This is a genomic window from Paenarthrobacter sp. DKR-5 (assembly GCF_018531425.1).
Taxonomy (GTDB): domain Bacteria; phylum Actinomycetota; class Actinomycetes; order Actinomycetales; family Micrococcaceae; genus DKR-5.
In genome coordinates this window covers 271,609-288,091 of the sequence record NZ_JAHBOI010000003.1, presented here as the reverse complement: position 1 = coordinate 288,091, position 16,483 = coordinate 271,609, and the positions used below count along the sequence as shown (strand labels likewise).

The 16,483-nt window shown below is 70.3% G+C and carries 7 protein-coding genes; 2 read left to right on the top strand and 5 right to left on the bottom strand.

The genetic code is table 11. From position 1 onward, the window contains the following. Positions 1-193: 193 nt before the first annotated feature. Entirely contained in the window at positions 194-1,159 is a 966-nt protein-coding gene (locus KIH31_RS07590) for a sulfite exporter TauE/SafE family protein (RefSeq protein WP_250545653.1), read from the top strand. Then, on the top strand, positions 1,156-2,454 hold the full coding sequence (cysC, locus tag KIH31_RS07585; RefSeq protein WP_214426484.1) for an adenylyl-sulfate kinase: 1,299 nt from the start codon (positions 1,156-1,158) through the stop codon (positions 2,452-2,454). Before KIH31_RS07590 ends, cysC begins: the two co-directional genes overlap by 4 nt. Positions 2,455-2,503: 49 nt before the next feature. Here the strand turns inward: cysC and KIH31_RS07580 are convergent, their stop codons facing one another. The 5 genes from KIH31_RS07580 to KIH31_RS07560 form a co-directional block, all read right to left on the bottom strand. After that, complete coding sequence (locus tag KIH31_RS07580) at positions 2,504-5,197, bottom strand: LuxR C-terminal-related transcriptional regulator (RefSeq protein WP_214426483.1); 2,694 nt, start codon at positions 5,195-5,197, stop codon at positions 2,504-2,506. After that, positions 5,194-7,824 carry a helix-turn-helix transcriptional regulator gene (locus tag KIH31_RS07575; RefSeq protein ID WP_214426482.1) on the bottom strand — a complete coding sequence of 877 codons (2,631 nt, stop codon included), beginning with the start codon at positions 7,822-7,824 and terminating at the stop codon, positions 5,194-5,196. Before KIH31_RS07575 ends, KIH31_RS07580 begins: the two co-directional genes overlap by 4 nt. Before the next feature lie 386 nt (positions 7,825-8,210). Next, positions 8,211-10,877, bottom strand: a complete 2,667-nt coding sequence (locus KIH31_RS07570; protein WP_214426481.1) for a LuxR C-terminal-related transcriptional regulator — start codon at positions 10,875-10,877, stop codon at positions 8,211-8,213. Between the two features lie 53 nt (positions 10,878-10,930). Continuing rightward, on the bottom strand, positions 10,931-13,507 hold the full coding sequence (locus KIH31_RS07565; RefSeq protein WP_214426480.1) for a LuxR family transcriptional regulator: 2,577 nt from the start codon (positions 13,505-13,507) through the stop codon (positions 10,931-10,933). A 307-nt stretch (positions 13,508-13,814) separates the two neighbouring features. Beyond that, positions 13,815-16,481 carry an AAA family ATPase gene (locus KIH31_RS07560; RefSeq protein WP_214426479.1) on the bottom strand — a complete coding sequence of 889 codons (2,667 nt, stop codon included), beginning with the start codon at positions 16,479-16,481 and terminating at the stop codon, positions 13,815-13,817. Positions 16,482-16,483: the final 2 nt, after the last annotated feature.

Here is a 16,483-nt window from a genome sequence, read left to right as displayed (position 1 = left end):
TAGGATCCGGAAAAGTCCGGCGCGTGAGTGGGTGCTACCCGACTTCCCGGCGCCGACTCTCCACTTTCCCGCAGCGGCTACTTGCCCGGCTCCTGCACGGATGCGGGTGCCTACTTGTTCGCGGGCCGCCGCCCTGTCGCGGGGCTGCCGATTACGCTGTGCCATGATGTCCGGCCGTGGCAGACTCGCGCCCATGGAGCTCACCATGGGTCTGGCAGCCTTCGGAGTCGGGATCGTCGTCGGTTTGACCGGCATGGGAGGTGGCGCGCTCATGACACCGGTCCTCGTCCTCTTCTTTGGCGTCCCGCCGCTCAGCGCGGTGTCCAGTGACCTGCTGGCAAGCGCCGTGATGAAGCCCGTGGGGTCCGCCGTGCATCTGCGCCACGGCACGGTGAACCTCGGCCTCGTCAAATGGCTGGCCCTGGGTTCGGTTCCCTCCGCTTTTTCGGCCGTGCTGCTTCTCAAACTGGCCGCGCCGGGAGAGGCGGTGCAGGAGCTGATCCAGGCGGGGCTTGGAGCAGCCCTGCTGCTGACGGTGGTGCTGCTGGCCGTCCGGGCGTACCTGCGCCTGGCCGACAGGGCACGTCGGCGCGACGGAAGCGTCCCGCGGCACCGCCTGTGCCGGCCCGCGGCCGCCGTGCGCCGCCTGCCCACGGTCCTGCTGGGCGTGCTTGGAGGCGCTTTTGTCGGCCTCACCTCCGTGGGGTCCGGGTCGATCATGATCATCGGGTTGATGCTGCTCTACCCGGGGCTCAAGGCCGGCCAGCTGGTCGGCACCGATCTCCTGCAGGCGGTTCCGCTGGTGGCCTCCGCCGCCGCCGGGCATGCCCTGTTTGGCGACCTGAACCTCGCTGTCACCGTGCCGTTAGTGATCGGCGGCATTCCCGGAGTCTTCCTCGGCGCCCAGCTCTCGGCTCGGATGCCGGGCGGCTTCGTGCGGCGCGCGCTGGCCCTCGTCCTGCTGGCGTCTGCGCTGAAAATGCTCGGCGTCGGCAACCTTTCGACGGTGCTGGTGCTGCTTGCCGCGCTGCTGGTGGGGACGCCGGTCTGGATGCAGCTTCGCCGCCGCCTTGGCTTCCCTGCCCTGGCCGGGCGACTCCTGCCGCGTCTGCTGCCCCTGCGGGTGGCGGCCGCTCCGCGGACGGGAGCGGACTCATGAGCTCACCCGGTCCCGCCTCGGAGCCGTTGGCGCTGCTGCGTCCGGCGCTGGCCCTGCAGCCGGCTGCCCTCGACGAGCTGGAACTGCTGCTCGGCGGCCTGTACTCCCCTGCGGACGGTTACTGCCTGCCAGCGCAGACGCCGGCGGGCTGGCCGGCACGGTTCACCCTCGAGGTACCGCTGCCGCTGGCCGCTGAGGCACTGCGCCACGGCGCGCTCGAACTGACCGACGCCGACGGCACGCCGCTCGCGGCCCTGGCGGTGCGGACCAGCGCCCCTGGCGGTCCGGACACCCTTTTCCTCGCCGGGCCGCTGAGTCCCTTGCAGCCCGCCGAACACCCGCCGGCGCGAACCCTGCGCCTGACCCGGCCGGTCGCCGCGGAAAACGGCGGACCGCTCGTCGTCGCGGCGTTCCGCGCGGAACCCTCCGCCGCCGCCATGGCGGCCGCCCTCACGTCGGCCGCCGGCGCCACGCTGCTGCTGGTGGCCGTCGTGCCGAGCCAGCGGCCGGGAGGCAACGCCGCGTCCGGGCTGCTGGCCGCCCTGCAGCGCTGCGCGGCGGAAGTGCCAGGCGCCCGCGTGGGCTTGCTGGTCGAACCTGTGGACCCGCGCGGCCCGCAGCCGGACGGAGGGCTTACCCGTTACGCGTTGGAGCGTCTCGGCGGCCGCACGGTGCTTGAGTTCAGCCCTGCCACGGACGCCGGTGCCGGGTCCGGTCCCGCCTGGGGTAGCCGGGGCCGGGAGGCATCCCGCCTGCAGCGGGCCGAGGGGCTCGTCGTTTTCTTCACCGGGTTGTCCGGCGCCGGCAAATCGACCGTCGCCCGCGCCCTTGCAGAGCGTTTGCAAGACGCCGACCCGCGCGCGGTCATTTTGCTCGACGGCGACGACGTGCGCCGTCTGCTCTCCTCCGAGCTGGGCTTCTCGCCGGCGGACAGAGACCTCAACGTGCGCCGTATCGCCTGGGTGGCAGCTGCCGTCGCGCGTTCCGGGGGAATTGCCATCTGCGCACCGATCGCCCCTCACGAGGCGACCAGGGCGCAGGCCCGGCTGATGGCCGAAGACAGCGGGACCTTCGTGTTGGTGCATGTCTCTACCCCTCTAGAGGTGTGCGAGGGACGGGACCGCAAGGGCCTCTACGCCAAAGCCCGGGCGGGCCTGCTCACCAGCTTCACGGGAATCGATGCTCCCTACGAGGTTCCGACGGATGCCGACCTGATGCTCGATACGGCCTCCATGCCGGTAGACGCCGCGGTGGATGCGGTCCTGGCGCTGCTGGCGCGGCGCTCCAGAGCTTAGCTCGGGCCAGCGGCGCGGGGGCAGCAGCGGCGCCCCGGAGGGAAGACGACTAGGCCGCGCCTGGGATCCCCGGGTTGCCATTCAAGTGGGACGCGGTCAGATCCTCGCGGCGGTTGATGCCCAGCTTGGAGAAGATACGGTAGAGATGGCCTTCGACGGTCCTCAAGGAAAGCGAGAGGCGTTCGGCCACTTCCCGGTTGGCGGCCCCGTTGAGCACAAGCGTGGCGATGTCCGTTTCGCGGCGGGTAAGCCGCGAGGTCTCCTGCGGCAGGGCGAGGAATGCGGTGGCGATCCCCTCGAGGCCCGGGCGCAACTGCTGCAACCGCTGCGAGGCAGCGCGCAGCTCGCGCCGGACGGAACCGGCCTGGAGATACCGCATCGCGTGCGCGGCGCACTCCGCCGCCACGAGAGGGTACCCGGCGTCGGCGGCGTCATCTCCGGTGCGCAGCAGTGCCGCGGGGTCGCGGTCCATGACGGCATGGGCGTAGTCGTTGAGCACCCCCTGGTAGCGGCCCTCGAGCCGCTTGGAGAGTTCCGCCAGACCCTCCCAGGCACCCTGCGCGCCGAGGCGGATCTCCAGCATGGCGATGTCCAGCGCGGCTGCCGGCAGGCCGTGACCAAGGGCTTCCTCGCGCAGCCTGCCCAGGCTTTCGAGTGTGAGGGAAACACTGTTCACCGCAGCCCCGGCCGCCAGCACGTGGGCCCTCGCCAGCAGATGCAGTTGCCGGCGTCCCGCGGCCGGCAGTTCCAGGAAGCCGGCGGTGTAGCGCTCGGTGAGGTCCCGCCGCCCCAGCAGCGATGCCGCGTAGGCCGCGGCGGATACGGCAAAGGGCTCGAGCTGGGCCAGATCGGAACACCGCAGCGCCTCGACTGCCACCACCAGTTTCTCCAACGCGGCACGCATCAGGCCGCGGCGGAGGTCCGCGAGCGCCTCCAGCAACTGGACCGTCCCGCCAAAACACACAAGGCTCAGCGGAGCCCGGTGCAGGTATCCGTCCAGCACCGCATCAAGTTCACTGAATCTCCCGGACTGCAGCAAGGAGAACGCGTGGCTGACGAGGACGCATTCGTCCTCCAGCCCTGCCGGGTCGGGGTGCTCGCCCAGCAGCTCCAGTGCCCTTTCGCTGGCTGCCGCGCCGGCGTCACAGCGGCCCGCGGACGTCAGTCCTTCCGCCAGCAGTGTCAGGGCAAGAACCCGGAACACGCTGTGCGGGCCCGCAACGAGCCGCTCGAGCCCTTCTTCAGCCTCCTGGTAGCGTCCGTCCAGCGCGAGTGCCTGCAGGTCAAAGACGGCGGCGGCGGATTCCGCTGCCGCGGCCGCCGCCACGTCGCCGGCCGCGGCGCACCGGCCCGCGGCCTGCTTCCAAGCCGCTGCGGCCAGCCTGAGCTCGCCGGGATCAGTCCCCTCGCGCAGGGCCACCCGGAGCCCGAGCAGGGCGCTTGCCTCAATCGTGGAAGGATCGGCAGCCGTCGAGGGAAGGCCGTGCAGCATCGCCGCCGCCTGGGCGCAGTCGCCGCGGTAGAAGTCCGCGCGCGCAAGCTCGACCCGTGCCGCCGCGGCGCCTTCCGGCGAGCAGACCAGCCCTGCCGCCCGCTTCGCCAGGCCGGTGTCAAAGAGCCGGTTGGCCTCCCGCGCAGCGCGGAGCAGGAGGGCTTCAGGCAAGATGGACCCGCCATCGAGCGACCAGGCGACGTAGCGCACGAGCGCGGGGCCGGTGAGCGTGCCGGTGTCGATGAGGGCACTCACCTGCCGGTGAAGGGCGAGGCTGCGGCCGGCGGGCACCAGCAGGCGGATCACCTCGGCATAGAGCGGGCAGTGCAGCGCCACCTGCCGCTCCGGCCCGGCAGAAACCTTGATCAGGCCGGCTTCCTCCAGGCTGTCGACAGCGCCGGGGCTGCCGGCGGCCAGCAACACCGAGAGCTGGACCGGCTCGGCCAGGGCTGCCGTCTCGAGGACCTCGATTTCGTCCTCCCCGAGCCGGAGGAGCTGCTCGCGGACCAGGTCGAGCAGGAAAGGGTTGACCGCCGGCCGGTGGTCAACGAGGATCCACACCCCGTTGGTTTCCCTGAGCCTGCCGAGCCTGCGGGCTTCGGACAGGTACGCGAGCAGGAACATCGGGTTGCCGCCGGCGGCATGGTGCAGCAACGCGGCGGAAGCGCGCAGCAGGGGGCCGCCAAGGACCTGTTCGCACAGTTCCCGGCTCTGCGCAGCGCCCAGCGGTGCCAGGTCGTAGCGCGCGAGCAGGCCGTCCCGCCACAGCGAGAGCAAAGCGGCCGGGGGCCCGGGCTGCGGCCGCGCGAGGGCAAGCAGGCGCACTCCCCCGGTCGCGACAAGCTGGGCGACGGCGCCGGCACTTCCTTCGTCCAGGTCGTGCGCGTCATCGATCACCAGGAGGGCTTCCTCGCCGTCGGCCAGTTCGGCGCGCAGATGTTCCAGCAGGGCGCCGGTCACGTGCCAGCCTGAGAGCGGTGCCTCAGCGGGCAGCGAGTCGAGGAACGGGGCGAGCGCCCCGAAGGGGACCGACGCGAGCGAGCGGCTGGTGGAGATCCGGAACGCTTTGAGCCTGGGCCCGAGCTCAGCCAGGGCCGCGCGCGCCAGGCCGGTCTTGCCCAGCCCCGCGTCCCCGATCACCAGCGTCCCCAGAACGCCGTCGGTGAGCAGGCTGCCGGCGACAGCGTCCAGCGCGTCCGCCCGGCCAACCGGGACAGGTCCGCGCGGGCGATGCTCCCCTTCCGGGTTCATGAGGCCAGGACCTCCCGCAGTTCCGCCCGGCTCGTGATGTTGAGCTTGCCGTAGATCTTGTACAGGTGGCCCTCCACCGTGCGCACCGACACGTTCATCTTCGCAGCGATGGCCCTGTTGCTGGCTCCGGAGATCACATCGGCGGCCACTTCCAACTCGCGTGCCGTCAGGATCTGGATGTCACCGTGGAGCAGGTCCACCCCGCCGCAGCGGCGGGCACTGGCCTGCAGGAACTGCCGTGCGGTGTGGAGGGTGTCCCGGTCCCCGGTTTCCTTGGCCATGTCCGCCGTCGCCCGGGCGATGTCGCCGGCGAACCCGTCATCGGCGAGGACCGTTGCCGTCTGGAGCGCCCTCAGCAGCTGCCCGGGGTTGGAGTTTTCCAGCCCCGAGGCGTACAGGAGGCAGATCTGGGCGAAGTGTCCCTGGTTTTCGTGCGCGACGCCGGCGAGCCGGGCCACCCATTCCAGTCCGCCCAGCCGGACGGCCCCGCTGAGCAGGCGCAGTTCCTGGGCTATCGCGCCCCGCTCCCGCGCGGCGTCGGCCTGTGCGACGAGCCTTTCGATGGCCAGCTCCCGCGACGCCAGTTCGGCCGAGGCGAGGGTGGCGAAATACCGGGCGGTGCTGCGGACCAGCCAGCTGGCGTGTCCGCCGCAGCGCTTGAATTCGCCCAGACAGTCCAGCGAGAGGTTCTTCTCGCCGGCCAGAGCGTACGCGTACCCGGCGGCCGCGGTCGCCAGCAGCAACGAGCCGTCCGGGTCGGTCACCCGCAGCTGGCTGACTGCTGGCCGCAGGTGTTCCAACGCCCGTTCAGCGTTGCCTCGGTAGGCCTGCAGGACGCCTTCCCACAGCTGGTTGGCGGTGGCCTGGCGCAGGTCGGCGACGCCCGCGCTCCCGGCCCCCGCCGCGAGTGATCTGTCGCACTGTTCCCAGATGCCGGTGGTCAGGAAGGCGGTGAACAGCCGTGCCTGGACCTCGTGGCGGGTGTGCGGAAGGACCTCGGGGCGTTCGAGCTGGACGGACAGGTCGACGGCGAGCCGCTCGGCTTTGCCCTGCAGTCCCGAGATCGCCCACGTTTCGAAGAGCAGCGCGCCGGCGCGCAGCCGGATGTCGGCCGTGCAGCCCCTGGTGAAGAGGGTGAAGAGTCCGTCCTCGATGTCCGTGTAGCGGCCCTGGTAGGCGGCGAGTTCGAGCCCGGCGAGCTGCAGGAGGCTGGTGCCCTCGTCCTGCCCGTCGACCGGCCCGGCGCCGCGCTCCTCCGCGCCGGGGCCGGCCAGGGCCGAAGCGGCGTCCCGCCATCCCTCCGTGCTGGCGCGCAGCAGGCGGCTCCGCAGGATCCGCAGCTGGACCGCGTCCAGTGCCGTACCGCCACCGGCACGCTCGGCGTGGGCGAGCACGTTGGCCGCCGCCGCGTTCTCCCCCACGGCCAGCAGAGCCGCTGCCTTTTCCACCAGCGCCGCGGCAGGCTGGTCCTGCCCCGGCACGGCGGCCAGGAAGCGCAGCGCGTTGCGGGGCTCGTCGAGGCGGTTTGCCAGCCGCGCCGCGGTGATCAGCGTCTCGGCGTCGAGCTCCACGGCGCAGTCGAGCGCGCAGGAAGTCAGTGCCAGCGTGCCGACCGCCGGGACGGCAGCGCTGCCCATGGCCTCCATAAGTCCTTCGCGCAGCTCCTGCCGGCGGCCCGGAGGGATCTGGCCCCTGATCACCTCGGCAGTCAGGCTCCGCTTCACGCGGACGAGCGGAGGCGCCGTGCGTTCGACCTGCAGCAGCCCCTTGGTCTGCAGCGAGTCGACTGCCCGGCGGTCCGTGCTTTGCAGCAGCAGCTCCAGCGGCAGGGCCTGCGACAGCGCCGCTGTTTCCAAGGCACGCTTTTCCGAGAGGGAGAGCTGGCCGAGAGTGGCCATCACTGTGTGCACAATCTGCGGGCTGTGCACCAAGGTGCCGGCCAGGACCCAGACCCCCTGCTCGTCGACGAGCGTGCGCGCATCCACCTGGGCCTGCAGCAGCATCTTCAGCAACAGCGGGTTGCCCGAACTCGCGTCCCACAGCGCCTGCGCGGCGGCCCGAGACACCGGAGCGCCCAAATGTGCGGCAAGCCAGTCCGTGGTTTCGGCCAGATCAAAGGGGCCGACATCGATGCGGGTGAGCAGACCGTCGCGCCACAGGCTCATGAGCTCGCCGCGGACCTTGGGCAGGTCCTCGCAGACGGCAAGCAAGGTGACCGTGCCGGCGATGACCAGCTGCCGCAGGGCCATCGCCCCGAGGTCGTCGAGCTGCTGGGCGTTGTCCACGAACAGGATGACCTGCTTGCCGTTGCCGCGGGCCTGGAGTTGTTTGGTCAGTGCGCGCATCAGCAGGACGGGCTGTTCGAAAACTTCCGGGCTGGCCCCCTGCAGGAGCGACCGGAGGGCCCCGTAGCTCAGGCCGGAAACGGCGGAGCTGCCATGGACACGCACCACCGCTGCCTTATCGGAGGCCTGTTCCAGGGCCCGCAGCGCCAGGGAGGTCTTGCCGACGCCGGCCGGTCCAACCAGGATGGCCCCGCGGCCACGCTGCCGGCCCACGGCCTCGATGAGTTCTTCGACCAGCGCTGCCCGGCCGACGAACGGCCCCCGGGCGTAGGAGGCGGTCATGACCGAACCCCGTCCTGCAGCGGACGGTCAAAGTGAGACCGACAATGAGACCTGGCAAACATGTGAATTCCTCCCCCGGTATGCAATTGAAGTACGCGGATCCTTTCGGCGCCGTCAGCACTTTCCCAGTAGCTCCAACCTAGGTTTGGGTATGCGGGGCGGGCACGAGTAAGCGGTACTCGACTTCCTTGGGCGGGGCCGTCCGCCAACTCTCGGGCGGTACGCAGTTTCGTGGGACCGGACTACTTGGTTCCTGCCGGCCGCTTCAGGCCATACGCGCGATGGACAGCGGAAAGTACTTGGCTTCGCCGCAGAAGCCGCAAACTACCCGAAACCACCGGAGGTAACCGGCGAGTAGGTAGCCGCCAGGCACAGCCCGGCGGGCTTCAGCCCCGAAACACGTCCTGCAGCTGCTCGCGCCGGTTCACGCCCAGCTTGGCGTAGCTGCGGTACAGATGCCCTTCGACCGTGCGTACGGACACATGGAGGGTGGCGGCAATCTCCCGGTCGGTGAGGCCGTCGACGGCAAGGGATACGATGTCGCGCTCGCGGTCCGTCAGCACGGTGACCGGTCCCGGAGTCACACCGTTGGCCGCGGGCGCAGGGGCAGCTCCCTTGCTCCTGCGCATCTGGCGCTCACCGGCCTTGTCGCCGGCTCTGCGCATCGCTGTTGCTGCCTTGTCGTAGCACCGTGTGGCGGCCGCGGCCAGACCGAGTTCCTGGAAGCCGGCCGCGGCCCGCGCATAGGCTGTACCGTCGTCGAGCCGCAGTGCCTCGGCATACGCGCGCCAGGCTGCCGCCCACCGGCCTTCGAGCAGCGGAGCGAGTTCCAGCAACCCCGGCGCCGCTTCGTCGTCACCGCACTCGAGGCGCAGCACGAGTGCCTGCATCCGGAGTCCGGCCCGGTCCGGCCCGCGGCATTCCTCGGCGAGCCGCCCCAGTTCCGCGAGCCCCCGGCCGTCCCCGTGGAGCCCTTCGGTGCCGGCCGCGACCAGTATCCGGGCCAGCATCCGCTGGTACAGGGGGCCGAGCTGGTTCCGGCTCTCGTAAGCTTCCAGCGCCGCAGCAGAGGCGGAGGCGGCGTCCAATCCGGAGGCCGCGTCCGGTCCGGAGGCCGCGGCGAGGAACTCCATCGACGCAGTCAGCGCACACAGCTGCAGCGGATCGTTCAGTTTGAGGGACTCCAGCGCCGGTCCGAGCATCCGCTCTGCTTCTGCCGTCCTGCCCTGCCGAAGCAGCAGGAATCCCCGTGCCGCGAGGACGCCGCCTCCGAACGGGAGCAGCCCGTACCCGGAGGTCGAAGAATACGAGTCGAGGGCAGCGGCAGCCGTTTCCCACTCACCGCAGAGGGCGAGCGCCGCGACATACCGGATCAGCAGGAACTCCCGGTGAAAGAAGAGATCCTGCTCCTCGTCAGCGAGGCGGTCAAGGCCCGCCGCGGCTTCCCGCGCGGCGCTCTCAGCCTTCCCCGCCGCAAGAAGCCGTTCGGCCTCCAGCGCATGCAGGAACGACGGGGCGGGTGCGGGTCCCGGACGCCCTTCCGCAGGACGCTGGCCGTCCAGCCGTGCCCCCAACCCGGCGTAGTCCCCCTGCAGGGACAGGGCAAGCATCTCCAGTTCGGCAGCGCGGCGGCTCACCGAACGGCTCATCCGTGCCTCGGAGCCCGGGTGCGACCTGGCGAGGCGCTCACCGGCGGCGGCCAGCGCGGCCGCATCGGCGGCGATCTCCCCCGGCCCGTCGCCCAGTGCCGTGCGGGTCGCTCCCCACAGCAAGGTGCCCGTGAGCAGTTCCTGCACATCATTGCCACGACCGAAATCGTGCTTGAGGACACTCGCGGCCTCCTCGTAGCGGCCGGCGTTGTAATGCACCCGCGCCATGACCGTACGGGCGCATTTGCGCAGCCCCGGATCCCTGACGAGCCGGGCCGCGCGGGCCGCCAGCTCGTCGTCGAACATTTTGGCCGCCTCGATGGAGGCGCTCAGCAGCTGCTTGTCCGCGACCTCGACCCCGCATTCGAGCGACCAGGCGACCATCCGCATCATACTCTCCGCTGTGCGGGGCTCGTGCCCGATCCGCGATAACAGGCGCTGGCGCAGTTCCAGGCTGCGGGAGGCCGAGACCAGCGTCCGCAGTGCCTCCCCGTGGACGGGGTACCTCGGCCGAAGGACGGGGTCGGGCTCGTATGCCGCCACGGCGAGGTGGCTGTCGAGCAAGGCATCGACGACGTCGTGGCCCATCAGTTCCTCGACCGCCTCGCGCGGCGCCGGCTCGGCGAGCGCGACCATGCAGAGCGCCTCCCGTTCCGCCTGGGCAAGTCCACGCCACTGCTCCTCGACCGCCACGGACGGTCCTGTGCCGTCCAGCCTGCCGCCCAGCAGCCACACTCCGTTGCGCCGGAAGAGCGCTCCGGTCGCGGCCGCTGCGTCCATCAGCTGCAGGGCGTACAGCGGATTTCCGCCGGAGGCACGGCGCAGCAGCTGGCTGATGCTGGGCAGTACCGGGCCGCCAAGGTGCTGCTCGGCGAGTTGGTGGACGGCCTCCCAATCCAACGGACCGAGGTCGATCCGCTGCGCTGTTCCTTCGGCCCACAGCTGGAGCACCGCAGCCGGCATGCCGGGCCGGGGTCGCGCCGCGCCGACAAAGCGGACCCAGTTCGCCCCGACCAGGTCGACGATGAGCGCAGCTGTTGCCTCATCGAGGTCGTGGGCATCATCAACGAGCAGCAGCACCGGTTGACCTTTCAGGTGCCCGGTTCGGTCAATCCACGCTCGTACCGCCCGAAGAACTGCAACCGGAGAGGTCACCTCTTCCGGGCGGAGGCCGCTGAGGTACGGTGCGAGGACACCGTACGGCACATCGGACAGGGACGGACTTGCGTTCACGCTCATCGTCGGCATCCGCCCGGAGAGCCGCGCTGCCAATGTCCGGAGGATCGTGGATTTTCCGATGCCGGGTTCGCCGATGAGGAACACCGCTGAGCGGGCCGATCGTGCAGCAGCCGCGGCTGCTGCCGCGAGCGCGCTGTCCCTGCCGACTATGTGTTGTTCGGCCATTTCCTTTGTCGCTGCCTTTCATACCACCGCTGTGGCACACCCCAATGAAAGAGTCACACGAGACCGGCAAGGCTGCTTCTCGACGTTACCCCCAGCTTGGTGAAGACTTGGTAGAGGTGTCCCTCGACCGTTCGGACGGAAAGGCCAAGGCGCGCCGCGATTTCCTTGTTTGGCACGCCGTTGCTTGCCAACAGTGCCACCTGCCGTTCCCGCTCGGACAGGACCGGAGCGCTGACGCTGGGGGTGACCGGCAGGCGCGGAATGCTCGCGGTGAGCCGGTCAAGCCGCGCCTGCGCTGCCTTGCCCGACACGGCGTCCCCCGCTTCCCGGGCAAAATCGACCGCCAATGCAGCGCAGCGTGCCTCCACCGCCTCCAGTTCCATGGACCGTGCCATTTCGGCTGCTTCGAGGAGCCTGCGGGGCCGCCGTGTCCTGCTGCCCTCGGCGATGGTGCGCGAAAGCTCGGCGAGCGGGCCCTGGCGGCGTGCGGCGACCTCCTCGAGGAGACGGAACTCCTCGTCGTTGCCGGGGATGCTCATGCCCAGCAGGGAGATACCTGCGGTCGTCACGCGCCCGTGCCCGAGGTCTTCCTGTGCGGCGGCCCACAACAGCGTGCGGCCTGACGCGTCCCCCAGCCAACGCAGCGCCATCGCTTCACAGAACATGGTGATTGACATCATCTGCCACTGCCTTGGGCGCGGCGTGCCGGCGAGCAATTCCAGGTACTTGTACGCCTGGCTCGCCTCACCGGTCTGCGCGTAGGCGAAGGCCGTGGCCGCGTAGGCGGTCGCGAGGCGGGTTCTGGCGGGCCTGCCCTCAAGCTGGGCGACGGCCGACTGCAGGTGTTCCAACGCACGCGCGCCCTGCCCCGCATAGACCAAAGCCAGGCCGGTGTAGGTCTCCGCGGCTCCTCCGGAACGGGCCAGCCTCGCCAGTTTTCCTTCCCAGGCCTGCTGGACCAGGTCCAGGCAGGCACGCCACCGTCCGGCGAGCAGCAGGGCGAAGTAGTACTGGCTCACGAGGGCGTGCCGGCTGTGTGGGCCGGTGTGGCGGAAGCCGGCCTCCGCCGTCAACCGTGCGGCCAGGTCCAGGGCATCGAGCTCCCGGCCGCATACGGACCGGGCGCCGACAAGGAGCGCCCCGCACTGGTACCGCAGGTCTTCCTCCGCCAGCCGGCCCGACGCAAGAGCATCTTCCAAGGGGCCCAGCACCGCCTGATAGTCCCCCTGAAAGCAGCGCTCGGCGAATGCCAGTACCTCGAGCCTGGCCGCGGCCCGGCGGGTGGCGGCGGCTTCCACTTCGCCTGGACGGTCCCTTTCAGCGACAAGTCCCCGGGCCCGAGCCAGGCAGTCTGCGGGAGAGCGCGGGGGCGACTCGACGGCGTGGTCGATCTCGCATCTGTCCGCGACATAGCGAACAAGGTCGTCGGTTTCCGCCTGTTCCACGAGAGTTGCCGGGATCTCGTCGAGGTGCGCCCGTGCCTCGTCAGGCCTTTCCAGGAGCAGGCAGGCTTCGGCCTTGAGCAGCTGGCCGGTGAACCATTCGCCGTCGTCGCGCCTGATGGCCTCCACGCAGCTGAGCACCGCTTCCGGCAGCGGCATGGAAGCGGCGGCGTGGCCGGCCGCGAGCGCCAGGGCGGGGCGAAGGGGCAACCGGCAGTCCAGCGTCCGCAGCGCGTAATCAACCAGTTGGCGGCCGCTCGGCGGGACCGTCCCGTCACCGTCGGGGCGGGATAACCGCGCTGAGAGGGCGCGCCGACGGTGCACCGGAATCCAGCCTCGCACGGCGTCGGCGAAGAGCGGGTCGGCCAGCGAGGCGCAGCCTCGCGCTCCGTTTTCCACCTGGACGGTGCCGTTGTCTTCGAGTTCGGCAACGACGTCTGCCCTGGACAGCACGACGAGCTCGTGGAGCGGGACGTGCCGGCCCACGGCCAGCAGCTCGATCACGTCCTGCGCCTCCGGGCTCTCGCGGTTCAACCGGACGCGGAGCAGGTCATCCAGCGCGGACCGGTCGAGGGCGGCCTCGCGCAGCATCCAGATGCCGCCGGTGCACACGAGGTTCCCGGCCGCGCGCTGGTCTTCGGCCAGGGCACGGAGGTAGACCGGGTTGCCGCCGGATGCGGCGTGCAGGGCGCTGACGGCGCTGGCGGACACGGAGGAGCCCAGCAGCGACCGCAGCATCGCGCCGGCGCGTTCCACTCCGGGGTTCTGCAGGGTGATGGTCGCGAACCGCCCTTCCCGCAATCGCCGGAGGAACTCGGGGGCGAGGCTGCGCACCGACGAGGTGACCAGAACGACTTTCGCCGTTCCGGTTGCCACCAGGTGCACGAGCACCCCGACGCTGAAGTGGTCCAGGGCAGAGGCATCGTCCACGACGAGGACGGCGGACTTCCCTGCCGCGTCCTCCTGGATCAGCCTGGCCATTGCGTGCAGGACCGCCGTCGGGGAATCGGTGCTGTCACCGGGTAGCCTGGCCAGCAGGAAGCCAAGGGGTCCGTAATCAAGAGGGACACCGAGCAGATTCGCGTGCAGGTGCACCGTGTGGAAACCGGCGCCGAGGGTGTCCACGAGGGCCGAGGCGAAAAGGGATTTTCCGGCACCGTGCATACCGACAACCGCGACCCCCGACATTCCGCGTGCCTCCAGAAGCCGGATGGCGTGATCCAGTTCGTCCGCCCACCCCAGGCCGGCCCAGCCGGCCGCCGACTGTGGCGCAGGCAGACTGCCGGCGCCGGGAGCCCTGGAAGCGGGCAACGCGGAGTCACGTGCTGTCATCTGTGCCGCCCCTCGCACGAGTAACGGCTGCCATGGCGAACGCAGCCGTTTCCACAGAGTACTTCCGCGCACCGCGATGCGTAAGGGCTGGTACCGCATTGGCACTTCCCAACCGGTGGGGCGGCGGGCCGGGGCCGGCGGGAAACTGCGGCTTGGGGGCGGCTCAGCCCGGGAAGACGTCCTGCAGTTGCTCGCGCCGGTTCACGCCGAGCTTGGCGTAGCTGCGGTACAGATGCCCTTCGACGGTGCGCACGGAGACCATCAGCCGGTCCGCGATCTGCCTGTCCGAAAGCCCCTCCACCGCAAGGGTCACAATGTCGCGCTCCCGCTTGGTCAGCTGGTCGGGCACCGGACGGGCAGGGGCTTGCCTGCCGTCAGTTTCGAGGCCAAGCTCATCATCGTAGCTGCGGCGCATAGTCTCGGCGGTCCGGGCGCGGGCACGGTCCCCGTCGGCCTCAAAGGCCTCGGCGGCCTGCAGATAGCATTCCCGGGCGGCATGAGTCATGTGCACGGCTGCCAACGCCTCCGCAGCCTCCATGAACAGTTCCCCGTCACCGGCTGCCAACGCTCCGGCGTACTTGTGCCATGCTCCGGCCCGTTCCCCTTCGACGGCGGCGGTGACCTGAAGCAGGCGGTCCAGCTGGCTCAGGTCGCCCAGGTCCACGCAGGTGCACAGGATCTGGAGCTCCAGCCCGCTCAGGCCCCAGCGCTGCGCTTCCGGCAGCAGCGCGTGCAGTTTGTCCAGGCCGCGGCCGTCCCCGTGCAGGCGTTCTTCTCCGGCTGCTACGAAGGTTGCGGCGACGGCCCGCGTGTAGCGGGCGCCGGCATCCTCGGTAGCGGTGAAATCCTCCAAGTAGGCCAGGGCCTGCTCCTGTTCGCCCAATGTTGCCGCCGCGTAGAACGCCATGGCGGCGCTGAGCGAGAACAGGTGCTGCGGGTCGTTCAGGCGCAGGGCCTCCAGCGCGGGCCCCAGCAGACGCAGGGCTTCGGCCACCTTGCCTTGGCGCAGCAGAATCAGGCCCTTGGCTGAGTTGACGCTGCCGCCGAAAAGGATCAGGCCCAGGCTCGAGGACGCGGTGTACCGGGCGAGAGCCGTCTCCGCTGCTTCCCAGTCACCGGCTTCGATGGCGGCGCTGAGGTAGCGCACGAGGATGAATTCCGAGAAGAAGAAGAGTTCGTCGTTGCCCTCGGGCAACAGTTCCCAGGCCCGGAGGGCAAGCGCCTGCGCCTGGACGGCACGGCCGGAGGCGAGCAGCACCTCGGATTCCATCACGTAGCAGAAGATGCGCGTCTCCACCGGCCTTTCGTCGGCGGTGCCGACAGGGACCGAGAGCTCCTCGAGCTTACGGGTCAGGGCAGCGTAGTCACCTTCCAGCGAGAGCGCCATCAGTTCGACCAGGTCGCTGCGCTGGTGCGCCTTGGCGACGATGTCGTCGGGCAGGCCGGAGCCCAGCGTCCGCTCCGGGGCGACTGCCTGGCGCAGGGCGGCGGCGTCGGCCGCGATCTGTTCGTGGCTGTGTCCGAGGGCCGTCCGCGTCGCGGCCCAGAGCAGGCTGCCGGTCAGCACCCCGCTCAGGTCCGCCTCCGCGGAGAAGTTGTGCTCCAGCAGTTCCCCGGCTTCCCGGTAGCGGCCGATGTTGTAGTACGCCCTGGCCATCACGGCCCGCGCCTGGGTCAGCAGGCCGGGGTCCCTGACCATGGAAGCCGCCTTGAGGGCAAGGTCGTTCTGGAACAGCTTGCTGGCCAGCCACGCCGCCTTCAGCAACGGCCCGTCCGCTACCTCAACCCCGCATTCCAGTGACCAGCTGACCATCCGCAGCAGCCCTTCGGCCGATTTGGGCTCGGAATCCATGTGGGCAAGCAGGCGCTGGCGCAGCTGCAGGCTTCGCGACGCGGAGACCAGGTGGCGCAGAGCCTCCCCGTACATCGGGTGCCAGAGCCGGAGCACCGTTTCGGCTTCCTCGCTGACCGAGACCAGCTGATTGTCCACGAGGGACTGCACCAGGTCCGAGCCCACCATGCGTTCGATCAGCGACGCCGGCACCGGTTCGGCCAGCGCGATCAGGCTCAGCGCTTCCCGCTCCTCGGGCGGCCGGCGCAGCAACTGGTTCTTCAGCACATCAGCCAGGCCCCTGCCCTGGGTGACCACCGGACCGGTGAGCAGCCAGACATCGTGCGACCGGACGAGGTTGGCGGAGGCTTGGGCTTCCTCCAGCAGGCACTCCAGGTACAGCGGGTTCCCTCCGGAGACACCGGCGAAGAACTGCGAAACGCTCGGCAGCAACACGCCGTCGAGCCTGGCGGTGACGAAGTCCTGCACCTGGTCCGGGGAGAGCGGGGCGAGGTCGAAGCGCTGTGCCAGGCCGTCGTACCAGAGCTGCAGCATGGAGTCCGGGAGGCCGGGCCTGGTCCGGGATGCGGCCACCAGCCGGGCCCAGTTGGCACTGACGAGTTCGACGATCACTGCCGCCGACGCCGGGTCCAGGTCGTGCGCGTCGTCGACCACGAGCAGCGGGGGCTTGTCGCTGGCGCGGTCCCTGTCGAACCGGGCCCAGAACGCCCTCAGCACCGCGACCGGGGAGTCCGCCTCTTCCACCGGCAGATCAGCCAGATACGGCGAGAGCACCCCGTAGGGCACCTGGGCCAGGGAGGAGCTACCGTGGATGCGCACGATGCTCGCCTCACCCGCCAGTTCCTCCGCCAGCGCACCCAGGACCGAGGACTTGCCGATGCCGGCGTCGCCGACGACGAACACGGCAGCCGTCGACGGGCTGCGGATGGCCTGCAGCGCGCCGGAAAGGACATCCTCACGCCCGATGAGCTGTGGCATCG